25 protein-coding genes are annotated in these 23,166 nt (G+C 59.1%); 10 read left to right on the top strand and 15 right to left on the bottom strand.

Annotated features, from left to right (window positions below; all coding sequences use genetic code 11):
- Positions 1–43: 43 nt before the first annotated feature.
- The 3 genes from H147_RS0115530 to H147_RS0115540 are packed head-to-tail and all read right to left on the bottom strand — an operon-like array spanning position 44 to position 1,866.
- Positions 44–481, bottom strand: a complete 438-nt coding sequence (locus H147_RS0115530) for a hypothetical protein (protein ID WP_019956312.1) — start codon at positions 479–481, stop codon at positions 44–46.
- Positions 481–1,419, bottom strand: coding sequence for a phage tail tube protein (locus H147_RS0115535; RefSeq protein ID WP_019956313.1), 939 nt, complete (start codon positions 1,417–1,419; stop codon positions 481–483). The genes H147_RS0115530 and H147_RS0115535 overlap by 1 nt, the downstream gene beginning before the upstream one ends.
- A 24-nt stretch (positions 1,420–1,443) precedes the next feature.
- Positions 1,444–1,866 (bottom strand): hypothetical protein, encoded by a 423-nt coding sequence (locus H147_RS0115540; protein WP_019956314.1) that lies wholly within the window; start codon positions 1,864–1,866, stop codon positions 1,444–1,446.
- 128 nt (positions 1,867–1,994) lie between these two features.
- Here H147_RS0115540 and H147_RS19950 point away from each other — a divergent pair, with 128 nt between their 5' ends.
- The gene (locus H147_RS19950) at positions 1,995–3,305 is read left to right on the top strand and encodes an MATE family Na+-driven efflux transporter (protein ID WP_019956315.1); all 1,311 of its coding nucleotides are present in this window, start codon (positions 1,995–1,997) and stop codon (positions 3,303–3,305) included.
- Positions 3,306–3,327: 22 nt separating this feature from the next.
- Here the strand turns inward: H147_RS19950 and H147_RS0115550 are convergent, their stop codons facing one another.
- Genes H147_RS0115550 through H147_RS0115590 form a run of 9 tightly spaced genes read right to left on the bottom strand, consistent with a single transcriptional unit; the run spans position 3,328 to position 11,370 of the window.
- Entirely contained in the window at positions 3,328–3,954 is a 627-nt protein-coding gene (locus H147_RS0115550) for a DUF6441 family protein (protein ID WP_019956316.1), read from the bottom strand.
- Entirely contained in the window at positions 3,951–4,265 is a 315-nt protein-coding gene (locus H147_RS0115555; RefSeq protein ID WP_019956317.1) for a head-tail joining protein, read from the bottom strand. Before H147_RS0115555 ends, H147_RS0115550 begins: the two co-directional genes overlap by 4 nt.
- A gap of 10 nt (positions 4,266–4,275) precedes the next feature.
- Complete coding sequence (locus H147_RS0115560; RefSeq protein ID WP_019956318.1) at positions 4,276–5,298, bottom strand: major capsid protein; 1,023 nt, start codon at positions 5,296–5,298, stop codon at positions 4,276–4,278.
- 53 nt (positions 5,299–5,351) lie between these two features.
- Positions 5,352–5,732 (bottom strand): head decoration protein, encoded by a 381-nt coding sequence (locus H147_RS0115565; protein WP_019956319.1) that lies wholly within the window; start codon positions 5,730–5,732, stop codon positions 5,352–5,354.
- A gap of 42 nt (positions 5,733–5,774) precedes the next feature.
- Positions 5,775–7,106: a S49 family peptidase gene (locus tag H147_RS0115570; protein WP_043700164.1), complete on the bottom strand. Its 1,332-nt coding sequence runs from the start codon at positions 7,104–7,106 to the stop codon at positions 5,775–5,777.
- Positions 7,106–8,602 carry a phage portal protein gene (locus tag H147_RS0115575; RefSeq protein WP_019956321.1) on the bottom strand — a complete coding sequence of 499 codons (1,497 nt, stop codon included), beginning with the start codon at positions 8,600–8,602 and terminating at the stop codon, positions 7,106–7,108. The genes H147_RS0115570 and H147_RS0115575 overlap by 1 nt, the downstream gene beginning before the upstream one ends.
- A 3-nt stretch (positions 8,603–8,605) precedes the next feature.
- Positions 8,606–8,821, bottom strand: a complete 216-nt coding sequence (locus tag H147_RS0115580; RefSeq protein ID WP_019956322.1) for a phage head-tail joining protein — start codon at positions 8,819–8,821, stop codon at positions 8,606–8,608.
- 1 nt (position 8,822) lies between these two features.
- Positions 8,823–10,883 (bottom strand): phage terminase large subunit family protein, encoded by a 2,061-nt coding sequence (locus H147_RS0115585; protein ID WP_026352595.1) that lies wholly within the window; start codon positions 10,881–10,883, stop codon positions 8,823–8,825.
- Complete coding sequence (locus tag H147_RS0115590; RefSeq protein ID WP_019956324.1) at positions 10,831–11,370, bottom strand: hypothetical protein; 540 nt, start codon at positions 11,368–11,370, stop codon at positions 10,831–10,833. The genes H147_RS0115585 and H147_RS0115590 overlap by 53 nt, the downstream gene beginning before the upstream one ends.
- A gap of 85 nt (positions 11,371–11,455) precedes the next feature.
- Between H147_RS0115590 and H147_RS0115595 the strand changes: the two genes are divergently transcribed.
- The 7 genes from H147_RS0115595 (at position 11,456) to H147_RS0115625 (ending at position 13,587) form a co-directional block, all read left to right on the top strand.
- Positions 11,456–11,728, top strand: a complete 273-nt coding sequence (locus H147_RS0115595; RefSeq protein ID WP_245541169.1) for a hypothetical protein — start codon at positions 11,456–11,458, stop codon at positions 11,726–11,728.
- A 2-nt stretch (positions 11,729–11,730) separates the two neighbouring features.
- Positions 11,731–11,943: a DUF6900 domain-containing protein gene (locus tag H147_RS0115600; RefSeq protein WP_019956326.1), complete on the top strand. Its 213-nt coding sequence runs from the start codon at positions 11,731–11,733 to the stop codon at positions 11,941–11,943.
- Between the two features lie 12 nt (positions 11,944–11,955).
- The gene (locus H147_RS0115605) at positions 11,956–12,168 is read left to right on the top strand and encodes a hypothetical protein (protein WP_019956327.1); all 213 of its coding nucleotides are present in this window, start codon (positions 11,956–11,958) and stop codon (positions 12,166–12,168) included.
- A gap of 32 nt (positions 12,169–12,200) precedes the next feature.
- Positions 12,201–12,497, top strand: a complete 297-nt coding sequence (locus tag H147_RS0115610) for a hypothetical protein (RefSeq protein ID WP_019956328.1) — start codon at positions 12,201–12,203, stop codon at positions 12,495–12,497.
- Between the two features lie 102 nt (positions 12,498–12,599).
- Positions 12,600–12,827 carry a hypothetical protein gene (locus H147_RS0115615; RefSeq protein ID WP_026352597.1) on the top strand — a complete coding sequence of 76 codons (228 nt, stop codon included), beginning with the start codon at positions 12,600–12,602 and terminating at the stop codon, positions 12,825–12,827.
- A complete protein-coding gene (locus H147_RS0115620) occupies positions 12,817–13,041 on the top strand; it encodes a hypothetical protein (RefSeq protein WP_019956330.1) in 225 nt (74 codons plus the stop codon). The genes H147_RS0115615 and H147_RS0115620 overlap by 11 nt, the downstream gene beginning before the upstream one ends.
- 12 nt (positions 13,042–13,053) lie before the next feature.
- Positions 13,054–13,587, top strand: a complete 534-nt coding sequence (locus tag H147_RS0115625; RefSeq protein ID WP_019956331.1) for a DUF3489 domain-containing protein — start codon at positions 13,054–13,056, stop codon at positions 13,585–13,587.
- 478 nt (positions 13,588–14,065) lie between these two features.
- Here H147_RS0115625 and H147_RS19955 read toward each other — a convergent pair whose 3' ends face one another.
- Positions 14,066–15,394: a site-specific DNA-methyltransferase gene (locus tag H147_RS19955; protein ID WP_019956333.1), complete on the bottom strand. Its 1,329-nt coding sequence runs from the start codon at positions 15,392–15,394 to the stop codon at positions 14,066–14,068.
- Positions 15,391–16,650 carry a site-specific DNA-methyltransferase gene (locus H147_RS0115640; RefSeq protein ID WP_026352598.1) on the bottom strand — a complete coding sequence of 420 codons (1,260 nt, stop codon included), beginning with the start codon at positions 16,648–16,650 and terminating at the stop codon, positions 15,391–15,393. The genes H147_RS19955 and H147_RS0115640 overlap by 4 nt, the downstream gene beginning before the upstream one ends.
- Positions 16,651–17,312: 662 nt before the next feature.
- Between H147_RS0115640 and H147_RS0115645 the strand changes: the two genes are divergently transcribed.
- Positions 17,313–20,279 (top strand): ATP-binding protein, encoded by a 2,967-nt coding sequence (locus H147_RS0115645; RefSeq protein WP_019956335.1) that lies wholly within the window; start codon positions 17,313–17,315, stop codon positions 20,277–20,279.
- Positions 20,280–20,292: 13 nt separating this feature from the next.
- Positions 20,293–21,957 (top strand): response regulator receiver domain, encoded by a 1,665-nt coding sequence (locus tag H147_RS0115650; RefSeq protein WP_019956336.1) that lies wholly within the window; start codon positions 20,293–20,295, stop codon positions 21,955–21,957.
- A gap of 27 nt (positions 21,958–21,984) precedes the next feature.
- Here the strand turns inward: H147_RS0115650 and H147_RS20635 are convergent, their stop codons facing one another.
- On the bottom strand, positions 21,985–23,079 hold the full coding sequence (locus H147_RS20635) for a DNA cytosine methyltransferase (RefSeq protein ID WP_081625885.1): 1,095 nt from the start codon (positions 23,077–23,079) through the stop codon (positions 21,985–21,987).
- Positions 23,080–23,166: the final 87 nt, after the last annotated feature.

Below are 23,166 nucleotides of genomic sequence, written 5' to 3' on the forward strand. Positions count from 1 at the left end.
ACCAGATCCCAGACCTGCCAGCCGTCCTGCGTTTGCGGCCGGTTCAGTCTTGCGGGGCAGTCGGGGCAGCGCCCCGTGCAGGCCGCGCAGTAGCCGTCGCCCCCGCCGAAGGACCATTCGGCGAGGGCGCGGAGACGTTTTTTTCCGCGTCCAGGATCAGGCCGCGTGCGACATATTGTGTCTGGAATGCCTCGAAGACCGGCCAGATTTCCAGCAGGGCGTCGATGCCCATTGGCGAAACGGACACAACGTTGCCCGCGTCATCGCCGACGCCCTCCCAATCCAGCACCGCGCGCCGGGCCACGGCTTTCGCCATGGCCAGCGCCAGTTCCTCTTGAGAAGCACCATCGGGCAGTCCTTCGATGGCAAGATCGGCACGCGCTGAAACCATCAGCGCAGTGGTCAGGGGGCCGACCAGCAGGCGCAGCCCGGGGGCGAGGTCCAGCCATTGCGGCGTGGCGGTCAGGTTCAGACGGATCATCAGTATGCCTCAATATCGTTGATCAGGGTTGCGGTGCACATGCGAGCGGGACTGGTGGCTTTCGCCGCTTGCCAGTCAAAGGTGGCCTGCACGCCCTGCGGTCCGGAAATCTCGATCCGGGGGCGCGGCAGGTAGACGGCGTGAACGGTGAAGGTGAAGCTATCCCCCGAGGGCAGGACATAGGCGAAGCTGATCTCGCAGGGATCGCCGTTGATCGCCTGCGTCACCAGCGTACTGTCGGCAAAGCGAACCTCGATTCGGCCAGTCAGTGCTGCGATGGACGGATCGGCCCCGTCGATCTTGCCATCGCTGCGGATGGTCTCGATCCGGTCGAGGTTGTTGGCATAGGTGATCTCGGCGGAGACGACATTGCCGAGTGCCGTGCCGTTCCGGCTGATCGCGCCGTTGAAATGCCCGAACCGCTTCAAGCCCAGTTCAGGGGGCGTGCCTGCGCTGGTCGTAATCGCAATGGTCTCCCCCTGTGCCACCAGCCGCGCGGTGGCGGTCAGCAGGCCAGAGCGTTGCACCTGCCACGACAGCTGATCCAGCACGCAGCCCGAATACATCGCAAAACGCGGTACCTCGGGCATGCCGGTCTCGATCGACATCGATGGCAGGGTCCAGCTGCCCGAGCGGAACTCATGGGTGTAGGGCCCCACACCAGAGGTGATCGGATCGCCGAAGGCCGCCTTCAGCCAAAACCCGAAGGCCTCGGCGTCGATCGGCACCATGACATCGCCGTCGGCTGTCACCGCGTCCTTGATCGGGGCCAGCGGGTCGCGGCCATAGCCGAGCAGTTCGCTGTTCAGGAGCGGCTGTTCCGATCCTAGCGAAGTGCTGGCGAACGGCATCTTTGTGAAACCACTGAGCGGCGGGGTCCCGTAAACTGTCTCATACGCAAGCGCCATCTGCGCCCGCGCGCCTTGCGCACGTGCCATATCTTTCTCCTTATTGTCGGAATGTCAGGCCAGTGGGCCGGAGGTGGTGTAGTGCAAGACGACGGTGATCACCGCCGCCTTCATCGCTGCCGCGCCCTCGATGGGCAGATCGACCGAGGCCGGGGCCTCTGGTTCAACCCAGTCGCATAACCCGCCCAATGTACGATCGGCTTCCAGCGTGGTGCCAATGGTGGCGATCAGGCTGTCGAAGGCGCTGGCGCGGCCATTCGGTGCCTGGACGACCACCTCAAGCTCGGCCCGGTGCTGGTAGTGGTAGCGCAGGGGTGACAGCGTCACCTCTGGCTCGCCGGGTTGGCCGTCCCGCAGGATGATCAGGCCCGCTGCCGGGATTCGATCGGGCAGGACTTCATCACGCAAGGTGAGGGCGGCAAGTGGAAGCAGCCGCGCGTCCAGCGCGGCGAGGACGATATCGCGGGTGGTGGGCATATTGTGGGTACTCGCTGTACGAAATTCAAACGATTTCAGTCGGTTGCTGGTGGCGGTTGCTCGCTTGACGCGAAAGGTGATCCCTCATAAAGCGACTTTCATCAATTGGTTGAGAGAGGTTTTTGTTAATGCGGTCCATAAATTACCGGCTCTGGGGTTCGATTTTTCTTGTTGCGTTTTTTCCAGCGGTTTACTCGACCGTTAGGATCTACTTCCTGAACTCAGTACCCGACACATGGAACATCAGTATTGCCGCGCAATCAGCGTGGCTTCACCTATCCTATGAAGTGCTGCAAGAGGCACTCCTTTTGCCGCTCTACTTTGTCTTTGGGCAGGTTATTCGAGATCTTCCCGCATTGCGTGATCGCGTAAGCTGGGCTTTGGTTTTGACGATGGCAGCTTATGCGGTGCTGACACTGATCATTCTTGTGGGCGCAGACTGGTTTACGGCCGCCATGGCGCAGCAAGTTGACCTTCAATCCTTGACCGCACGCTTCATTCGCCTCGAATCCATTGCGATCATGATCGGCACACTGAACGATATCTGTATCGTTGTGATCGTGGCCCTTGGTTTGTACCGACTGGTCCTCTTGCTGGTTGTCGTCCGAGCCATTGCAACAATAGCCTTTGATGCATTCTTTGTCGGTCAATTCCCTTGGTCTATGGACCTTGCGGTGACCGGTGTTGCCTTGACCAATATCACCGTGGGTATGCTTTTGTTGATCCCTTCGGCGCTTATTCTACGCAGGCTTGGATTGGTTGGCAGGATAACGCGCCCGGCAAATCATGGTTGGGCAAGAAACTGGTTTCGTGTCGCGATCCGATCTGGCCTTGAATCTGCCGTCCGGAACCTAGCGTTTTCACTCATGATTCTGCGCCTGATGAATGAAGTGCAGGAAGCTGGGCTCTTTTGGGTTACGAACGGCTTTATCTGGGGTTGGCTGCTCTTGCCGGTTTTGACGCTCGGAACGCTGCTTCGGCAGGATGCAGGAAATCATGGTGGTAGGCTGGGTGTCCGATTCAATGGATATCCTTGGCTGACTTTGATCATCATTCTGGTCTGGCTCGTTACCATACCTGCTTGGACATGGTTCGTCGCCACAGCAATGGGGTCAACCGAAGCAGACAGAGTTGTGTCGCTGACCCTGCTGATGCTTGGCTTCTACATAGTCTTTGCTTTCAACCACATGCTTGACAGCTATTTCTACGGCGTCGGTCGGACAGATTTAATGCTCTATCAGTCGTTATTCGTGAGCATCGTTTACTACGGTTCCGCTTTTGTCGCGTATCGAATGGGCGTGTTCGTACCAGATCTGCAGCTGATCGCTTTGCTGTTCGGGGGTGGCATAGTCATCGACTCGTTGGTTACCCTTTGGCAGTTCAATCGGTCCGGATATTTTCAGCTGGCGCACCAACACCCAGAAGCAACGAAAGGTTAAAACGCGCCAATGCGAGGAGGACTTATCGTGTCGTTTTCCAGTTCTCCACGATCAACCCTGGCACGCCGTCGACGGCCCGTTCTGCATCATGCGCCAGATCCAGCCGCTTCGGCAGCTTCACCTGCGGCACCAGCAGGAAGATCGGCGCGGTCACAACGCCTCGGCCAGTTTTCGACTTGGAAGCAACCGCTCGGCCCTTGGTGTTCAGCCGCCCTTCCGCCACCAGCAGGCTGGGCCCCCTCCGGCGATAGATGAACCGCAGGCGCAACCCAGTGCGGCGTTCCCATTCACCGGGGGTGATCCGGCCGCCCTTGGTGCTTTTCCCGGCGGCGGGTGTGGGGATCGCAAGCCAGAACCCATTCTTGGACCGGATCAGTGGCCCGGTGTCATGCGCGCCGATGATCACCGGCGCGTTCGACCAGACCAGCGCCGCCGCGTTCAGGCTGTCGCCGGATTTGGGGAAACTTGCGAGGCGGATGGAGTTGCCAAGGCGGGTACCCAGCCCAGCGCCGGTGATCTGGCCGCGCCAGGCGGATTTCAGAGAGGTTCCCGCCTCGCGCATGGCGGCGGACACCGCCTTTTCACCGGCAGCGATTTCCGCCTGCATCAAGGCGGCGATGTCGGGGTTGATCTCGATCCTGAGCCTCATGTTGGCCGCAGGTCCAAGGACCAGATCAGACGATCACGATCCCGCATGGGTTCTCCCTGGATCGTAAAGCTGTCGGCCCCGATCACGATCAGATCGCCGGGGCGGGGATCGGGCAGGTCTGCGACGCGCACGTCCACCATCATGGTATCGCTGACGAAGCGCCCAGCCCCGAATTCGGTGATGCGGTCCGGGGCGCGACGTATGACACGGATTGGCATTTCCTCTGACGTGGTGGCCGAGATCCACAATGCGGCCACCGCCATGGACGGGTTGGCATAGATGCGGTCCATGGCGGCAACAAAGACGTTCATGGCGGACCCGTCAGTTCGAGGTATGAATGCGGATCGCGATGCGCGGCCGCTTGTTCACCGGCAGGATCGAGGCCTCGGTCATGAGATCGATCCAGCGGCCCTTTTCGTCCAGATGCTGACGCGCGTAGAGCGGCAGACCCATCGTGTTGGCCGCCTCCAGCAGGTTGGCCGGGCCGCCATAGGTGGTGAAGGTGTCCATTGTCCCAAGGGGGAAGGCGATACCCTCGCTGGCGGGCACCAGCCGTTCGGTGGCTTTGGTGGAAAGTGTCACCGTCCCGCTGTATTCTTCGAACACGATGCCCGCGAAGGGGAAGTTGCGCCGCACATCCTGGCGCAGGGGCTGCGCGCCCGTGGCGGCATAGAACTTGTAGGCCTCTTCCGTCTTGGGATGTGCGATCAGCTTGTCGAAGAATTCCCGGCTGACGAGGGCATGCACATCACTCATGCTTTCGCCCAGCAGGTTGTCTTCCATGGCGCGCAGGACTTCGCGGACCTTGCCTTGGACATTGGTGCCAGCGGTGCCGAGGACAAAGTCGACCGAGATTTGCGCCAGACCAAACTCGGTGAAGTAGTTGTAGAGCGTGATGCCTGCGCCGTCTTTGACGATGCCACGCAGGGCGTTCATCTCCATGTATTCGCGGGTCTGGGCGTGCTTGCGGCGCATCAGCTGCAGCTTGCGGTTCATTACCTCGACCAGCGGGTCGGCCCCGTCGAAGACGCCCAGCGCGGGTTGGCCCTGAATGTCGCCGGGCAAGATCACATCATCATGCGGGATCCACGGCAGCGCGAAGGACCGCATCGAACGGCCTTCCCGCGTGCCGACGGTGGCGGGGCCGCCCAGCGGGACGGAGGGCAGCAAGTTCAGCACGCCCTCGTATTGCTCGATGATCACCGAGCGCTGGCTGACGCCCTCGAAGCGGAAAAGGCCGATCTGGCCAAGGCGGGTGTAGAGGTTTGGCAGGATGTTGATGGCCTGCGTCATCTCGGCCAGCGAATAGCCGCCAGCGTCAAACGGATTGCGGACAAGGGTCATGGGGTGCTCCGGGGGAAAGAGGGATGGATGTGGATGCGCCGCGCCGGTGGGCGTCAGACGCCGTCGCGGGCGATGATGCCGACGGCAGCCAGCTGGCCGAGCTTGGTGGTGATCTTGGCGCCATCATCGACGGTGCTGTCGTAGGCGAGGCCTGCGCGCGATACGATGCTGGGGCCACGGGCGACGGCAATACCGCTGGCGTCGGCGAGCGTGGCATCGACGGCATAAAGGAGCACAGCGGTAGCGGTCTGCGCACCGTCTGCGCCACCGCTGGTGGCCAGCTTGTATTTGCCGCTGGCTGTGATGCGCCCAAGGACCGAGCCGACCGGATACGGCATGCCGATCAACAGGGTGATGACTTCGCGGGTGTAGTTCGGGTTGACCTCATATTTGAGGACATCGCCCATGCTGGGCTGTTCCGTCAGGACGGGCATTGGTCAGTCTCCATTTTTTGGGTGAGGGAAGTGGGCGCTGGATCAGCGTTTGGCGTCGGTTGCAGCCTTTTTGGCAGCTGCGATGATCGGGCTGTCTTTTGCAGCCGCCGCAGCCGGGGCGGTGGCGATGATGCCAGCGGCATCGCTGCGGGCGGCCAAATCGGCCAGGACGCGGGCGCGCAGGGCTTCGGGCTTCAAGCCACGCGAGACCGCGTCAGCCGCGTCGATTTGGACCCCGAGGCGGGCGGCCTGCGCACAGACCTGCGCGACTTCGGCTGCTTCTGCACGAACAGCGTCGGCGTTCATTGCCGCTGTGTCGGGTGCCACTGCAACCGACAGCACGGGCATCGTTGGTGCGGCCGCTGTTGTTGTCTGTGTGGGATTGGTGACGGCTGTCGGTGCCGGGTTCGGGGTATCGGTGGGCGTGTTGGTCATCTGTGGACCCTTTCTGCTGGGGGGAGTAGTGCCGCGGGGCGCGGCGGAGAAAGCGTGGAAGGCAGTGACGGGATCGGCCAATTCGTCGGCGAGGCCCGCTGCGATGGCATCAGCGCCGCGAAACACGGCCGCTTCGGTGGCAAGTGCAGCTGCATGGCTGAGACGATCCCCGCGCCCTGCGGCGACGGTCTCTGCAAAGAGGAAGCGCACCACCTCCAGCTCGCGTTGCATCTGGTCGTGCACGGCTTCGGGCAGGGGCTGATATGGATTGGCGTCGATCTTGTGGACCCCGGCATGGATCAGCGTGACGGCGATGCCCTTTTGATCCAGTGCCCCGCTCATATCCGTGTGCAGCGCAACGACGCCGATGCTGCCGACAGCGCCGGTGCGGGGCAGGATGATGCGGTCGGCCTGAGAGGCCAGGACGTAGCCAGCGGACAGCGCGTGTTCGGCCACGAAGGCGTGCACCGGCTTCTGTGCGCGCGCCGCCCGAATGCGGTCGGCCAGATCGAAGGCGCCAGCGACCTCGCCACCGAAGCTGTCGATGTCGAGTGCGATGCCCCGCACGCCGGGATCGGCCAGCGCTGCCAGCAGCTGAGCGGCGATCCCCTCGTAGGAGGTCAGGCCGGAAGATTGCCCAATCCACGACCCACGGTGCACAAGTGTGCCCGCGATTTCGATGACGGCGATGCCGTCGATCATAGCGAAGGGCTGGCTACCGTTCCGCTGGTGGCGCTGGGCCAGATCGTTCCCGAACAGCGAAGCACGGACGGGCAGGCTGGGGGCAGTCTGGTCAGCGGCTTCCCCCTCCAGCCCCTGGAAGGTGATTTCCTGCCCGGTGATGCGCGGACCCAACCCCGACAGGAAGGCCAGCGCCTTGGCCGGGTCGACCATCAGCGGTGTGTTGAAAGCGCGCTGGGCGATCTGGGCGTGGTGCATCATGCGCCCTCCTTAGGGTCAGGTTTCTCGTCGCCGGTGTCGTCGGCCTCGTCGTCTTTGGCGCTGTCCTGATCCGCATCTTTCGCCGTGTCTTCGCCCGGCCCTTGTGCCGGGGATCCCGGCCTCCGGAAGTCGAGGCCCATATCCCGTTCGCGTTTCCGCTCGGCGGCAATTTCCCGGTCCACCTGCTCGGCGTCGTAGCCGCGCTCGGCCAAGGCTTGGGTGCGGGATTTCAGCCCTGCCTCGATCTGCAGGATCTCGGCCGAGGCGTCCTTCATCGGGTCGATCCAGTCCCATTTGGTCGGCAACCAGGCGCAGGCCTGATATTGCCGCCGCTGGCTGTCATAGCCCGGCAGTTCCAGCGCGCCTGACAGCACGGCCGTGTCCATCCAGCGCACCCAGACCGCGCGGCAGAGCTGATAGACCAACACGCCGTGCTGCCAGGCCGAGATGCGGCGGCGGAATTCGATGAGGCTGATCCGCGTGTTCGAGAAGTTGCCCTTGGCCGTGTCGCCGGTCAGATAGCCATAGGGTACGCCCAGCGCCGCCGCGATTTGCAGCAGGGTCCGATACTGGAACGGCTCATAGGTGCCGCCGGAGTCAGGCGTGGCCGGGGTGGAAACATCCTCGCCGGGATCCAGCCGCACCACCTGGCCGGGTTCGACTTCGAGATCCTCCTCGGTCGGTTCCAGCGGGGTTTCGGGGGCGGGGGAGGTGATGAACATCGCGAACATCGCCGCGATCTTCTTCCGCTCCAGCTCGGCGTCGTCGTAGAGGTCGAGTGTGAACAGCTTCACGATGGCGGCGGCGAAGCGTGAGACCCCGCGTAATTGCCCCGCCTCGACCGGGTCGAGGACGTGGATGACGTCACCAGCCGGGACACGGACGCTTTCGCCCGCGAGGCCGGGATCGGTCAGATCACCCGGATGGCGGCGCAAGAAGTGGTATGCGACACGGCGGCCGATGCCGTCGAACTCGATGCCCTGACGGATCAGTCCGGCGCCGGGCAGGGTGCGGTTCATGTCGAGCGGCAGCATTTCTGCGGGCAGCATCTGCAACTGGAGCGGGACGGTCAGGCCATCCTCCAAGCGCCGGGGCCGGATGCGGATGAATACCTCGCCCGACAGGAACACCTCGCGCGCGGCGCGGCGCTGCAGCCCATAGAAATCGGTCAGCCCTTCGGCATCGGCATCGTCGGTCCAGGCGAGCCATAGCGCCTGCAACTCTTCTTTCTTGGCGGCATCGGCGATGGAACTGGACGGCTTGATGCCATCGCCCACGACATTGCTGGCGAAACTCTCCACCGCATTCGCCGCATAGCCATTGTTGCGCACCAGCCAGCGGGCGCGGGCGGTGATCGTATCGCCCGATGCCGCGATCAGCGTGTTCACATGGGCGCGGCTGGCGCGAAACCCACGCAGGCGGCGATGGGCCTGCGCGGCATCGAAACCCCCGATGATCGAGCCGATGCGCTGGCGAAAGGCCTCGAACGCCATGGATCACAGGCCCTTCGAGGCCACGGTGCCCCAGCGGCGACGACGTGGCGCACCGGTTGTGGCCGTGGCAATCCGGGTTTCGAGATCGCTGATGGCGTTCGCCAGTTCGGCGTCAGAGCCATAGTTGATCGACTTGCCGTCATAGCTGACCGACCGGACGCCCGCATAGCGGGCCTCCTGCAACGCGGCCAACAGCGCGCGCATCCGTTCCAGATCCATCTCAATCCCTCATGAAGTTCGGTGTGTAGGCCCGGCGTTTGCGCCGTGGCGTTGTCGGTGTTCCGGCCTTGGGCGCGGCGGGCGTGGCGGGTTCTGTTGGGGTCGCAACCTGCGCTGCTGGTCGGGTTTCCACTCCGGCCTGCGCTTCCAGCCGCCGCCATGTCGCCTCGTCCCAGCGATCTGCACCCATGATCCAAGCTGCAGCCCGGGCATAGACCCGTGTGTCGAGCGCCTCGTTGCGCTCGCGCATCTTTTGCCATTCTTGGTGGGCATAGCCGCGCTTGTTGCGCACGGTGACCAGCTGTTCAGCCACCAGCTGCTTGAGCCATTCGGTATCGATCCAGTCGGGCAAGTGGACCGTGCCCGGGGCATCCAGCACGCCCAGCGCGCGGTCCTCATCGGACAGGCGTTCCAGCCGCAGGAAGCGGTAGGTTTCGGTCTTGAAGGTGGCCGTGGCCACAGACCACAGCCGCGCGCCCCGGCGCAGACGTTTGCCGCCGATGGTGGCATCGACAAAGGTCGGCCCTGACACCGGCGTGGCGCGGTTGAAGCCCTCCAGGCCCTTGATCGGGCAGACCTGATCAAAGCCCTGTTTCCGCGCCCATGCGTAAACTGCCGGGGCTTCATAGCCGGTGTCGATGGCTAGTTTGCCGATGACCATGACCGCGCCATTGGCGCAAGCCCATGTTCGACCAAAGAGCGCGGTCAGCTTGTCCCAGCAGGCCGGATCGTCCGGGCCGCCCGCAATGACGATGTGATCGACCAGCCAGGAATCGAGGCCGCGACCCCATGCCCAGACGTCGACCTCGATCCGGTCTTTCTGCACGTCCACGCCAGCCGTCAGGAACAGACCGCCGACGGGGATCTGCACGCCCGCGTAGCTTTCGCGACGTTCGGCAAGCCGCTGCCACTCAGGGGCTTCGCCCGACTCCACCCACGTCTCGCCCAGAAGCGTGTTTTGCGCGACGCGCAGCATCGCCTCCGAGCCTTGGGCTGCCAGCCATTCCCGCGCGACCTGTTGCCAGCTTTTCCAGCCCAAGGGCGAATAGAGCGCCGAGATGTGGAAGCCGATGGAATGCGGATCGGCGGAAACGGCGGTTGCGCGCCACTCGCCGCGCGCCAGCATCTGCGTCTTGTGATGCTCGGCGATGGATTTTTCGCAGCCCTCGCAATGATAGGCGGCGGTGTCAGGCCGCCCCTTGTCCCAGCGCAGGCGTTCGAATTGCAGCCATTGCATTGCTCCGCAGTGGGGGCACGGGACGAAGTAGCGGCGCTGGTCCGAGGCATCGAACTCGCGCTCGATCCGCGACAAACCCCGGATCGTCGGGGTCGAGACCATGAACACCTTGCGCCGGTGCGAGAAGGTGGTGGTCCGCGCCTCGGCCAGTGAGACCGGGTCGCCTTCTTCGTCAGCCGAGGCCGGATAAGCGTCCACCTCGTCAAGAAAGATATACCGCGCGGGCATGGACCGCAGGCCAGCCGCCGAATTGGCACCGGTCAGCACGAGGATGCCGCCCGGGAACTCCTTCGACAGCATTGAATTGCCAGCATCGCGCGACCGGGCCGGATTGACCCTCTCACGCAGCGCAGGGGAGTCCGCGATCAGAGGGTCCAGCCGCCCGCGTGACGTGCGCTTGGCCAGGTCCAGCGATGGTAGTACCGCCAGCATCGGGCCGGGCGCGTGGTGAATGACAAAGCCGATCCAGTTGTTGCCAGCCTCGGTCGCCCCGACCTGTGCCGCCTTCATGAAGGTCACACGCTGGGCCGGGTGCCGCGGCGACAGGGCATCCATGATTTCGCGCAGGTAGGGCGCGCGGGCGGTGCGATATCGCCCCGGTTCGGCCGCAGCACGAGACGATAGCCAGCGGTGTGCATCCGCCCATTCCGACACTGTCAGGTCCGGGTCGGGGCGCATGCCCTTGCGCCAGCTGCGCAAGATGTCTTCGGCCCCATCAAAGCCAAGGTCGAGATCGTCCGTCAGATCCCCGCTGGTCAGATCATCTTTGTCATCATCCAAGCGAGACCCGGAGATCGGCGAGGGCTTCGAGGTGCTGTCTGACATGGGCTTCCAACACCCTCTGCAGGATCGCGGCCTCGATGATCACCGGTGTTCCGGTTTGCTTTTCCACTCCCAGAGCCACTTCCGCCGCCATCAGTGCTGACACGCGGGCAGGCCAGGTGACCCATGTGTCGCGTTCCTGCCGCGCAAGACGGAACACCAGCGCTTCGGCCCGGGCGCGATCAACCAGCGCGCCCTTCTTCTTCTGGATGCCAAGCTGCTTGTCCTGCGCCTGGTAGACCGTCAGCGCGGTGCGGGCCTTCAGGTACGACGAGCTGTCGGCGGGGCCGCTGAAACTGCTATCGCCGCCACCGGTGCTGCGGCGCTGCTGGTCCGGATCGGTCATGTCGGCCCGGCGCACGTCGGACGCCGCCGCATTGATCGACCCGTCGCTGTAAACCACCAGCCGCCCCGCCTTGCGCGCCTTCTGGATCGCTCCGCGCGACAGGCCGGAATGGGCGGAATACTCGCGTTCGGACATACCTTCCATGGCGCTGCGATTGACCTCAAGATATTGGAACTAAACAGAAATAATGATCTAATTCAGTTGATTACACTCCCGGATAGAGCGATTCATGGTGGCACGAAGCGGGTGCATCGCACCCCGCACACAAGGATCGGAGACAGCCATGCGCGCACAGGAAAAGATGGGGCACAGCTCGATGAGCGAGGGGTGGCGGGACCACACCAGCCCTGCGCAAGAGCGGGTGAACTGGGTGATGGACGAGGTGATGTCGGGGCGGATGAGCCAGGCCGACGGGATGGTCGAGATGGCACGCGCCCAGGAGATGATGCGCGAGGAAGCCCGCGCGCGGACGACCCACCCTGAACACCGCTGGGAGGAGTGACCATGGCACGCCGCAAGCCCGCCGATCCCAACGCCACCCGCGATGCCCTGATCCTCGAGATTGCCCAGCGCCAGTTCCGCATCGAGACGCTTGAAACCCGCAACTGGGACCGGCTCGACTTCCACGATGTCGCCGTCTGGGCGATCCGCGCCGCGCTCGAGGAGGCTTTCGAGGCCGGACGTCACGCCGCTGAAACCACCACAACCAAATCCTGAAAGGACCAGATCATGGCCATCGCCACCACCACTGACTTGACACGCATTTTCATCGACCGCAGCCGCTTCATTCAGGCCATGAGCGTGGCCGCGCTGCAGGGTCACCTCAACGACCTCAACCTGAATTCCGAGGTCTTCGAGATGGCAGGCCGGGTCGGGATCGACTGCCTGACAATCGAACTGGCCGATGTCGTGCCAGTCCTGAAACAGCACGGGCTGATCTGAGCCAGCGCGAAACCCCCAACACGGAGACAGCAATGAGCACCCGCGCGCAGATCGCCATCCAGATTGGCCCCGAGGAATGGGCCCATGTCTATGTGCACTTTGACGGCTATCCCGCTCACATGCTTCCCGCGCTGGCAGGCTGGAAGCCCGAGGACATCCTCAACGCCCGCGAAATCCGGCAGGTCACGGTCGACACGCTGGACTGCTTCAACCCGCCCAGCGATCCGCGCATCCTACCGCGCCCGACGCGGGAGTTTGCCCACCTTTACATGTGGATCGGATGCCAGTGGGTGGCGGTCGAACCGAAGGCCGATGCGCCCGGAGTGTAATCAGAAAGCACTGGTATTGCTTGGATTTACCTACACTTGCCGCCCCGCCAGAGCGATGGTGATTACACGAAAACGATGCAACTCAGCGAAGGAACCCCCGCCATGACCACCCGCCGCGCCACCGACAATTCCAAAGCCCTCGACGCTTTCATGACCACCAAGTTCCAGATCGACGCGATGCTGGAACGGCTGAAGGCCCTGAGCGACGACCATTTTGAGACCCACCCCGACGAAATCAACTGGGGCGACGTCGGCACGCTGAACCTTTACGCAAGCCTGCTGCGCCAGATCACCGACAGCGCCTTCAAGGAGGGCGAACATGCCGCTTGATCCCGCCCAGCGCCACCATATCGAACAGGACGCGATCACCGCCGCGTGGGAGGCCGAACGTCTCGTGGCCTGCGACGATGCCATCGCCTTGCTGCGCGAAATCGCCGATCTGGAACGCGACGACGATGGTGATGTGATCATCGGGACCGATGCCGATGGCCACAATGACCTCATGTCCCGCATCACTGCTTTCCTTGCCACCCACGACCAATAGGAGGAACCTGCCATGACGAAACTCACCGAAACCCAGACCATTATCCTCAGCGCCGGGGCCCAGCGCCCCGAGAACATTGCCCTGCCGCTGCCGAAGGGGTTGCACGGTGCAGCGGCGAAGATGGTCGTCACCAAGATGATGGAACGCGGCTGGCTGCAGGAGGTCGACGCCAATCTGCGGCGCGGCGAACCCCTCTGGTATGAGACCGGCGATGGCCATGGCACCACGCTGGTGGTGACCGACGCCGGGCTGCTGGCCATCGGAATCGAACCGGTGGTCGTCAAGACCTTGGTCACCATCCGCGAAAATGCCGCAAAGGCAACGCCACCGAAGCCGCCGACCCTGCGCCCCGGAACCAAGCAGGCGATGTTGATCGAGATGCTGCAGACCGATAAGGGTGCCACCATCGCCGAAATCGTCGCAGCGACCGACTGGATGTCGCACACGGCGAGGGGCGTGATTTCCGGGGTGCTGAAGAAGAAACTGGGGTTGGCGATCACTGCGACGAAGGTCGACGGCAGGGGATCGGTGTATCGGATCGGCTGAGGTCGCGATGAGCTCGATGTGTCTGTGTTGTCGTGATGTCATTCATTTGCTATGAGACAATATAGCAGAACGCTGGGTCAACGGCGCTGCTTATCCGAAAGTTTTAATTATGACACTTTTGAAGTTGGCTGCATATGAGCAGCCGCTTAAGTGGGCAGCCCTATTGCTGGGCCTGTTTAGCACGGTTTCCATCGTTCAGGATTGGCAATTGGCGGCTATGATGTTTGGCTTACCATTTTGCTTGATCTGGGTTTTCTGCGGCTGGCTCCGGACAGAGCCTCAGCTGAAACACATCAATGTAATCTTCTCGGCTCTCTATGTGTATGGGATATTTCGATACTTCTTCATCAACGCCTAACAGCGCCAGAGGCCGTAACGCCCGATCTTCTGTTTGTTTGTCCGGTTTTGTAACTCAGGTTGCGCGAGGTAAAGGCCGCTTGGTCCGCACAGCAGACATCGGCGGCCTTCTTCGGCAGAGTCACTTTGGGACGACCGTTGCCACCCTCCCCGTCGCCATCTCCCACCGGCGCACAGCGACGTCGCAATAGACCGGGTCCAGCTCCATCGCGAAACAGCGCCGTCCAGCGCGTTCTGCGCCGACCAGTTGGGTGCCGGAACCGCAGAACGGCTCATAGATCAGGTCGCCGGGATCCGAAAACGCCGTCAGCACTGCCTCGACTAGTGCAACCGGGAACACGGCCGGGTGCGATCCGGCAGCACCCAGCCCGCCCTTATGGCGCATGATCCTGAACACGCTATCGGGGATGCGGTGGCTCTGGATTGCGTTGCCGGTGCCGGTCTTGGCATGGACGGTGCCGTCGGCCCCGCGCAGCCCACCGCCGCCGAGGACCTCGCCCGCGTGCTTGGACGGGACGGTCTTGTTCGGTTTGCGGGGTGCGCGGTTGAAGTGGAAAATGAACTCGTGCGACGGGGCCAGGCGACCGTTCCAGTCGCCCGGCAGGCCGGGGCCCTGATCCCAGACATACCAGCCAAACCGCCGCCAGCCAGATGTGCGCATCCATTCCACCCATCCTTCCCAATAAGGCTGCCACTCGCTGTCGCGATGCACGAGGCCGAGGTTGACCAGCAGTTGCGCTTCGGCGGTGACCGGTGCTGCGGTGAAGACGCCCTGCATCAGCGCATCCCAATCGCCGACCTTTTCCTTGGCCGCGCCATAGTCGCGCTGCTGGGCATAGGGTGGCGAGGTGAACATCAGAGTTGCCGCCTCATTCTGCATCAACTTGGCGACGGCGGCCGGATCGGTGGCATCACCGCAGAGCAGTCGGTGCTTGCCCAGCGCCCAGATGTCGCCCGGCTTGGTGATCGGTTCAGTGGGCGGCTCGGGAATGGCGTCGGCCGCCTCGTCAGAAATCGTGGGGCGGTCGTCGGCATCCGCCAGCAGGGCATTCAGTTCATCCTCGGGTATCCCGATCAGTCCGAGGTCGAAATCCTCGGCCAACAGCGCCTGCAACTCCTGCAGCAGCATTGCCTCGTCCCAGCCGCCCAGCTCCGTCAACTTGTTGTCGGCGATCCGGTAGGCCCGGCGCTGCGCCTCGGTCAGATGGCCCAGCACGATGACCGGCGCCTCGGACAGACCGAGGTGGGCGGCGGCAAGCACACGGCCATGGCCTGCGATCAACTCGCCGTCGGCCGCAACCAGCACCGGCACGGTCCAGCCGAATTCGGCCATGCTGGCGGCGATCTTTGCGACCTGATCGGCGTCGTGGGTCTTGGCGTTGCGGGCATAGGGTTTCAGCCGCGCGAGGGGCCAATGCTCGATCCGGCCCGGCAGGAGGGGCGCGTTCATGCCGTCAGCCTCTTGGCCTTCAGCTCGGCGAAGGTTTCTCCGGTGTCGGCCAGAACGGCATTTGCACTGGTGAAGGACTGCCAGCGCTCGATGGCCACATCGACGTAAGCCGGGTTCAACTCGATCCCGAAGCACACCCGGCCCGTGGTTTCTGCCGCGATCAGCGTGGTGCCAGATCCCATGAAGGGTTCAAACACCGCCTGACCCGGGCTGGAATTGTTCAGGATCGGGCGGCGCATGCATTCGACCGGCTTCTGGGTGCCGTGCACGGTGGTCGCGTCCTGGTCCTTGCCAGAGATGTGCCACAGCGTGGTTTGCTTGCGATCCCCTGCCCAATGACCCTTGCCGGTCTTCTTCACGGCATACCAGCACGGTTCATGCTGCCAGTGGTAATCGCCACGGCTGAGCACCAGCCGGTCCTTGGCCCAGATGATCTGCGACCGAACGTTGAAACCCGCAGCCAGCAGGCTTTCGGCCACGGTCGAGGAATGCAGCGCGCCATGCCAGACATAGGCCACGTCGCCGGGGAACAGCGCCCAAGCCTCGCGCCAATCCGCGCGGTCATCATTCAGCACCTTGCCGGTGCGCTTGGTCTTGGCGGCCCCCGCCTGGTTGCGCCAGCTTGGGTCGTATTCCACGCCATAGGGCGGATCGGTCACCATCAGCAGCGGGCGCACATCGCCCAGCAAGCGGCCAACGACATCGGCGGAGGTGCTGTCGCCGCAGATCAGCCGGTGCGACCCGAGCTGCCAGAGGTCGCCCGCGACTGATACCGGCGTGACCGGTGGCTCTGGAATGTCATCCTCGCCCTCGACCGCACCACCATCCACCTGATCCGGATCGCGCAGCAGGGCGTCCAGATCCTCGTCGGCGATCCCCAACAGCGACAGGTCGAAATCCTCGGCCAACAGCCCCGCGATCTCGTCGCGCAACATGGCTTCGTCCCATTCGCCCAACTCGGTCAGTTTATTGTCCGCGATCCTGTACGCCCGGCGCTCCGCTTCATCCAAATGGCCGAGCCGGATCACCGGTACGTCGGTCAGCCCCAGCATGGTCGCCGCCAGCACCCGGCCATGACCCGCAATCAGCTCGCCATCGTCGGCCACCAAGCAGGGCACGGTCCAGCCGAACTTGGCCATGCTGGCGGCAATCTTGGCCACCTGGTCCGTGCCGTGGATCTTGGCATTGCGCGCATAGGGGCGCAGCCTGTCGATCGGCCAGGTTTCAATCTGGCTCGGCGCAAAGACCAGGTCCATCGGGTGGCTTTCATGTTGGGCAGGGCGGGCAAGCCGATGCGCGCTGGGCGATGCCAGCGTCACGATCAGGATCCGCGATGTCGGGAAATGAGAAACGCCCGAGAGGGGTATCCTCCGGGCGCAATTCTTCGATGATCAATGGGTAGGTCAAGGGGGGCAGCTTTGTCAAACGAAAAATGCACTTTGATTCAATGGCTTCGCAGCAGGTGGCTTCCACTGGCTGGCTTCCTGCTTGGTGGCTTCCGCAAGGTGGATTCCCTGGATTCCGCAAAGAATCCAGCGCGCCAAGATCGTGATTCCGCAAGCCTTTGATATTGAGTCGCTTTTTCCAAGATCACCCAGCAGGTGGATTCCGCCTGGCTTCCCCGGTGAAACTGCCTGTCGCTAGCGAAACGCCGCGCTGCGCCCCCCCGCATACGTTTCGGACGAGGGAGGAACCATGCCATGGGGGGCAGAAACGTGCATCCAAGCTGGACTTCCGCCATACAATCGTTGCGGCGAAAACTCGCTAGTCGGATTGCCCACATGGCATGCCGTGTTGTTACGACTGTGCGGACGACAGTTCAACACTACCAGCTTGGCAGACGCAAGCTTAGCAGTTACCTTCGGTATCAAAGAGACGCGGGCACTCTTACTAATCAGAAAGTCGGGCAATACTTCTAGTGGCAAAGTTTCACATCAGAGCAAGAACCATAGATCTTCTTGGTCGGCAGCAAATCGCTAACATTTCTACAGCAATAAGTGAGCTATTCAAAAATGCTCATGATGCTTATGCCACGACCGTTGAGGTCGATTACTTTCGGGACGATGGGCTGTTTGTCTTAAGAGACGACGGCCTCGGGATGACCGAAAAGGACTTTGAAGATCGCTGGCTCACACTTGGTACTGACAGCAAAGTCGGATCGTTTGCTGGCTTAAAACGTCCCCCAGTAGATAGCGCTCAAGATATACGTCCGCTGCTTGGCGAGAAGGGCATAGGACGCCTCGCAATCGCGGTCATCGGAAGGCAGGTGCTTGTACTAACTCGCGCAAAAGTCGACGGAAAAGCTGAAGAGAGCATTACCGCTGCATACATCCATTGGGGGCTATTTGAGCTTCCTGGAATCGACCTCGACGAAATAGTCATTCCGCTTGAAACCTTCAGAGCCGATACGCTACCCAATTTTGATGACGTCCAAGCGATGGTAGCAAATGCTCGGGATAACCTTAAAAACCTATCAAGTCGTATAGACGAGAAGGTTGCTGAAACGATCTTCGAGGACATGAACGCTTTTACAGTTGATCCTCGCGATGCAGCGACGTACCTAGGCCATCCTTCCTTCGACTTGGACGGCTCTGGAACACATTTCTATATTCTGCCTGCTGATGAAATCATCCAAGAAGATATTGATGATCGGGATGAATCAACCAAGGCTACAAGGTTCGAAAAAAACCTCATTGGTTTCACAAATACTATGACACCGGACTTTCGGAAGCCGAAGATCATAACCAGATTTAGGGATCATGTAGACGAAGGAGAACCTCTAGAGAGAGTTGGCGAAAAAGCCTTCTTCAGTCCTGACGAGTTCAGGCACGTGGATCATCATTTCCGAGGACGCTTCGATGAGTATGGTCAATTTCGAGGGAAGGTCGGCGTGTACCAAATGCTCCCAACGGAATATGTACTCAACTGGCAAAACTCTGACGGCAAACCGACTAGTTGTGGTCCATTCGAATTTTCGATGGCTGTAATACAGCCAACGTCAATTGACTCGTTGGTTGAACCGAATGAGCACGCTAAAATCAAACATAAACTTGCTCGCTTTGGCGGTGTTTACATCTACAAAGATGGTGTGCGCGTTCAACCATACGGCGGGCCTGACTTTGATTTCCTAGATGTCGAACGCAGACGAACCTTAAGAGCAGCAACGGCATACTACTCTTTTAGGAACATTATGGGGGCAGTCGAACTAACCTCCCGGGACAACCCTAACTTAGTCGAAAAAGCTGGAAGGGAAGGTTTTCGAGACGACAAGGCCTATCGACAGTTTAGAAGTATGCTGATCAACTTCTTCATACAATCGGCGGCGGACTTCTTTCGGGAAAAAGGCAAATACTCTGAGGAATGGACTGAGAAACGCTATGAACTTCAACATCTCGATGAAGTCCGAAAGAAGCGAGAGAAGCAGTCAAAGGGCAAGAAAGACAAGTTTGGCGAACAGCTAGAGGCATTTTTTAAGGTCGTAGACTCAGGGCAACTGCCAACAACCATATCCAATACCGTGTCAGAGTTTGAAGCGAACGTGCTTTCCGAACTCGAAAGCAAAAAGACGCCACAACTTAAGGCGCTTGCGATTGGTCGCCTGGAGGCTGAAGCAAAATTGCGTTTGGATCAGCTTCGCAAGGAGCATGCTATTTCAAAACCACGAGGTGTTGGTCTCAACACTGAATTACGAAACAACTGGGAGGCCTACCAAACAGAAATTGGCCGGATAACAAGCGATCTGGTGTTGCCTGCCGAGAAGACGATCGAGAGCATTGTTACAACAACCGTAAAAAACAACAAACTGAACCTTGAGCCGGGACTGCGGCTGAATGCAGCTGTCCAAAAGCACACGAAAGAGACCCTTTCATCCATGAAATCCCTGCGGACACAGACGGAAGAGACCCTCACCGACCTGACACGCACAGTAAGAGAAACAACAAAAAGCAGCTTCCGAACCGTATCGAAAGTCGTTGATGAAGTCCTTGCTGAACTGGAGTCCGTCAAAGGTAAAAAGCAAGCAGAGTTCGATTTCTCAAAACAGCGTGAGGCTTTCGAAACCTTAGTAGCTGACGCTTTCGAAGAAGAAGGCGAAAAACTGCGGAAAATCTACAGTCAGCTCGAAGCCGTTCTCTCATCGACCCAATCCAACGGCTCAGATATGGTTGAAGTCACTGAAGCGCTGGAAGAGGAAGTCGTCGCTCTTCGCGAACGACAAGAGGTTGATTTCGAGCTAGCCCAAATTGGGATGGCACTTAATACGATCAATCATGAGTTTGGCAAGACCGCTGGCAGCTTACGCGATGGCCTCAGACGCATGAAGTCCTGGGCGCAAGCCAATCCTGACATGAAGCGCCTCTACGATGATATGCGCGTCAATTTTGATCATCTGGACAGCTACTTGGCCTTGTTCAACCCGCTCGACCGAAAGCTACAGTCGACCGCCGTCGACATCAAAGGCAGTGACATATTTCGATTTGTGTCTGACTTGTTTGAAAAGCGGCTCAAACGTCACAACGTGCAGCTGGTGGCGGACGAGGGGTTTAAGGCCCATACTCTTCATGGGTTTCACGCAGACTTTTATCCTGTGTTCGTCAACTTGATTGATAATGCGATCTATTGGGCGTCTAGCGCCAGAAAAGACGTAGGCATCATTGAACTAATTGAAGATAATGGAGACCTTTGTGTCAGGGACAACGGTCGTGGGGTGAGTAGCATTGATGTCAGGAACATTTTTGAACTTAACTTTACTCGCAAGCCGGGCGGTAGAGGTATGGGGCTGCATATTTCAAGGCAGGCGCTTGGTCGACTTGGGTACGAACTGAACATAGATCCACCAACGCCCAATTCTGGTGCCTGTTTCCGTATTTCAAAGATGTCTCAATAAAAGATTTGATCAGATGAATTTTGCAGACGACCAATACAAAGCCGCCAGCTCCTTCGCGTATACAATGATCGTAGTGGACGACGAACCTGTAGATGACCCCGCCGAACCAGGACCGGCCCTTGAGGTTAAGACGCCTGGTAGGCGCGATGCTGCAGCCGCCAAGAAGGTTGATCAGAAGACTGAAGCACAACGCTCACATCCGCTAGACGCAAAAGGGTTGATAAAGAGCGCCCTAGACTTGGGGCTTGTCTGCTCGGTTGTTAATCCGAGTGGTGATGAAGGTAGTGTAGCAAAAAGTGTCGCTAAGGCCTCCTTGAGAGCTGATATTGTATCCTTAGACTGGCACATGAATCACGGTGATGATGGGGAACTAGCATCCGAGATTATTCAGGAAATTCTTTGTGGAGATGAGGCCATTGGAGGACGCCTGAGATTGATTGCGATCTACACGGGCAACAAGGATCAGAATGGCATCCTGGAAAAAATTGCTGAGAGGATCAACGCCGCAAAAGACATTTCAGACACGGTTATCAAGGACGGTAAAGTGCTCGTTAATTCGACTGGCCTACGTTTGGTGTGGCTTGAAAAATCGTTGGGCAATAAAAAATTGGCGAGTGCCGTCTCTGAAAAACAGCTTCCAAAGCAATTGTTGAAATCGTTTGCGGATCTCTCAAACGGTCTACTATCAAACGTCGCTCTTGCAACGATTTCAGCTATGCGGGACTCAACGCACCATGTACTGAGCAAGTTCTCGTCTGATCTTGATGGCCCGTTCTTCCACCATCGGGCTCTCTTAGAAAATTCTTCCGATTCTATGGATTATGCAGTTTCAATCGTCATGAGCGCTATGAAGTCTGAAGTTAACAAGTCTCAAATTGCTGAGCAGTACACAACAATTAATGCCATTAAGCGACGGCTTGAAGCGGCTGGAACCGATAGCTTGATACTGCGCTACATAAAAGAGGGAGCTGAAAAACAGTTTCATTTTTCTTTGGATGACATTTTGACCATCATTGAGAGCAAAGAGGATAAGTGGCCGGCCGACATCTTAACTTCTGCAAAGGAACGAAAAGAAAATAATAGCAACGCGAAGCCTCCTCACCCAAGTTTTAAAAGCGACTTTTCAACTGTTTTTTCCGAATCCAGGGATGATGCCAGTCAATCAATGATGCGTTTTTCATTCTTAAGCAGTTCGAATTCAAGCGAGTTAAGCAAAGTAAGTCGTAGCGTACTGCCAAAGCTTGGACTTGGTTCAGTTCTCCATTCAGAGAAAAGTGGATACCTACTATGTTTGCAAGCTTCCTGTGATGCAGCCCGTGGCGATGGACTGTTTTTCTTTGTGCCACTAGATATTTCAAAAAGCTCCCCACATGTTGTGGTCCCTCATCTTAACTCGAAGGGCGAGCCCAATTATATCGGTCTTGCAGTGCCACCAAATTGTTACACAAAATCTTTGACGATAAATTTTGGGGACATTGATCCCGCAGACGGCGGCGTTACGGTAAATTTTGACGTATCAAAGAACATTTTCCACGTTCTTTGCAGCGAGAAGAACGAATATCGCTGGCTAGCAAACTTAAAGTATAAAAGAGCGCTAAGAATTTCGCAGGACGTCAGTCAACAGATGTCCAGGATTGGCTTTGATGAGTTTGAACCTTTCAGGGAAAAGAGATCCTGATTCCTTACTGCAGAAGCTGAGCGGAAATCATTCTGCGTTGGTCAGTGACTTTGATATTTCAATTGCGTGACGCCTAATGAATTCTGGGGGTAACGCGTTACCGATCATAAGAGCAACCTTTCCGCGACCTTCAGTGAGGTCAAACCGATAGTCGGCAGGGAACGTTTGGAACAGTGCGGCTTCACGCAGGCTTATTGCACGGTCTTCCTCTGGGTGAAGATATCGCCCTTTCGATGGATTGCCGCAGCCACCAGTCATCGTAGGCGAAACTCTGTCCCAAGACATGCGTCCATAAACATCACGAAAACCAGACTTTTTGTCTTTATGACATTCAAGTACCAAATGTTCAGGTAGCGATGTTCTCGACCCGCCGTCCTTAGGTATATTGCGAATAATCTCCGCCACATGAGCAGCCCTGTTTGGAATATGGTCATGCAGCGGGTCACCCGCCTCACCAACTGGTGCAAGACGAACAGCTTCGAGGCATTTTCGGACAGTAATGGTTTCTGATTTTTCGGCTTGCTTGACTTGGCCAGTCTTGGACGCAAGTAAAATCATCCGGTAACGGCGCTGAGGTACACCGTATTCTGAAGCATCCTCGACCCTTACGTTCTTGCGCCCCACTTTATAACCTAGGATAGAAATTCTCTTCAAGAACGTCTTCATCCGGTTGTCTTGTGCTAGAGCTGGCACATTCTCCATCATGATTGATCGAGGTGAAATCGCCTCAACAATTCTCAGAAACTCAAATAGAAGATCGTTGCGGTCATCTGCAACCGCTTTAGATTTTTTTCGTGTTCTCAGCGTTGAGAAACCCTGACATGGAGGGCATCCAGCCAATAGGTCGAGCTCACCTCGCTTTAATCCGATACGCTTTAGAAGCTCGACAGCGCCAAGTTCACGTATGTCTTTGTTAAAACAAAAAACATCAGGATGATTCATTCGATATGTCGCCGCAGGAGTTTTCTCTAATTCTACGCCAGCAAGCACCTTGAAACCCGCTTGTCTTAGACCAAGCGTCAACCCGCCTGCGCCGCTAAAGAGATCCACGGCAGTCAGGTGATTGAGCCCATCTGGCCCTGATTGATTGCCAGCAACCGGTTCGGCTTTCCCTGTCCTCAAAGTATTCCGCCTAACTGTTTGAAATTAAATAATAATATTTTTATGCAACTTTACCCTCAGCCCAATCTATTCTCAAGTCGTTTTTGG

The organism is Yoonia vestfoldensis DSM 16212 (genome assembly GCF_000382265.1).
Lineage (GTDB): Bacteria > Pseudomonadota > Alphaproteobacteria > Rhodobacterales > Rhodobacteraceae > Yoonia > Yoonia vestfoldensis.

What these genes read in the sequence shown, in the direction of transcription:
- H147_RS0115530 (WP_019956312.1), bottom strand. Translation starts at nt 481, where the DNA reads ATGATCCGTCTGAACCTGACCGCCACGCCGCAATGGCTGGACCTCGCC.
- H147_RS0115535 (WP_019956313.1), bottom strand. Translation starts at nt 1,419, where the DNA reads ATGGCACGTGCGCAAGGCGCGCGGGCGCAGATGGCGCTTGCGTATGAG.
- H147_RS0115540 (WP_019956314.1), bottom strand. Translation starts at nt 1,866, where the DNA reads ATGCCCACCACCCGCGATATCGTCCTCGCCGCGCTGGACGCGCGGCTG.
- H147_RS19950 (WP_019956315.1), top strand. Translation starts at nt 1,995, where the DNA reads ATGCGGTCCATAAATTACCGGCTCTGGGGTTCGATTTTTCTTGTTGCG.
- H147_RS0115550 (WP_019956316.1), bottom strand. Translation starts at nt 3,954, where the DNA reads ATGAGGCTCAGGATCGAGATCAACCCCGACATCGCCGCCTTGATGCAG.
- H147_RS0115555 (WP_019956317.1), bottom strand. Translation starts at nt 4,265, where the DNA reads ATGAACGTCTTTGTTGCCGCCATGGACCGCATCTATGCCAACCCGTCC.
- H147_RS0115560 (WP_019956318.1), bottom strand. Translation starts at nt 5,298, where the DNA reads ATGACCCTTGTCCGCAATCCGTTTGACGCTGGCGGCTATTCGCTGGCC.
- H147_RS0115565 (WP_019956319.1), bottom strand. Translation starts at nt 5,732, where the DNA reads ATGCCCGTCCTGACGGAACAGCCCAGCATGGGCGATGTCCTCAAATAT.
- H147_RS0115570 (WP_043700164.1), bottom strand. Translation starts at nt 7,106, where the DNA reads ATGCACCACGCCCAGATCGCCCAGCGCGCTTTCAACACACCGCTGATG.
- H147_RS0115575 (WP_019956321.1), bottom strand. Translation starts at nt 8,602, where the DNA reads ATGGCGTTCGAGGCCTTTCGCCAGCGCATCGGCTCGATCATCGGGGGT.
- H147_RS0115580 (WP_019956322.1), bottom strand. Translation starts at nt 8,821, where the DNA reads ATGGATCTGGAACGGATGCGCGCGCTGTTGGCCGCGTTGCAGGAGGCC.
- H147_RS0115585 (WP_026352595.1), bottom strand. Translation starts at nt 10,883, where the DNA reads ATGTCAGACAGCACCTCGAAGCCCTCGCCGATCTCCGGGTCTCGCTTG.
- H147_RS0115590 (WP_019956324.1), bottom strand. Translation starts at nt 11,370, where the DNA reads ATGGAAGGTATGTCCGAACGCGAGTATTCCGCCCATTCCGGCCTGTCG.
- H147_RS0115595 (WP_245541169.1), top strand. Translation starts at nt 11,456, where the DNA reads ATGGTGGCACGAAGCGGGTGCATCGCACCCCGCACACAAGGATCGGAG.
- H147_RS0115600 (WP_019956326.1), top strand. Translation starts at nt 11,731, where the DNA reads ATGGCACGCCGCAAGCCCGCCGATCCCAACGCCACCCGCGATGCCCTG.
- H147_RS0115605 (WP_019956327.1), top strand. Translation starts at nt 11,956, where the DNA reads ATGGCCATCGCCACCACCACTGACTTGACACGCATTTTCATCGACCGC.
- H147_RS0115610 (WP_019956328.1), top strand. Translation starts at nt 12,201, where the DNA reads ATGAGCACCCGCGCGCAGATCGCCATCCAGATTGGCCCCGAGGAATGG.
- H147_RS0115615 (WP_026352597.1), top strand. Translation starts at nt 12,600, where the DNA reads ATGACCACCCGCCGCGCCACCGACAATTCCAAAGCCCTCGACGCTTTC.
- H147_RS0115620 (WP_019956330.1), top strand. Translation starts at nt 12,817, where the DNA reads ATGCCGCTTGATCCCGCCCAGCGCCACCATATCGAACAGGACGCGATC.
- H147_RS0115625 (WP_019956331.1), top strand. Translation starts at nt 13,054, where the DNA reads ATGACGAAACTCACCGAAACCCAGACCATTATCCTCAGCGCCGGGGCC.
- H147_RS19955 (WP_019956333.1), bottom strand. Translation starts at nt 15,394, where the DNA reads ATGAACGCGCCCCTCCTGCCGGGCCGGATCGAGCATTGGCCCCTCGCG.
- H147_RS0115640 (WP_026352598.1), bottom strand. Translation starts at nt 16,650, where the DNA reads ATGGACCTGGTCTTTGCGCCGAGCCAGATTGAAACCTGGCCGATCGAC.
- H147_RS0115650 (WP_019956336.1), top strand. Translation starts at nt 20,293, where the DNA reads ATGAATTTTGCAGACGACCAATACAAAGCCGCCAGCTCCTTCGCGTAT.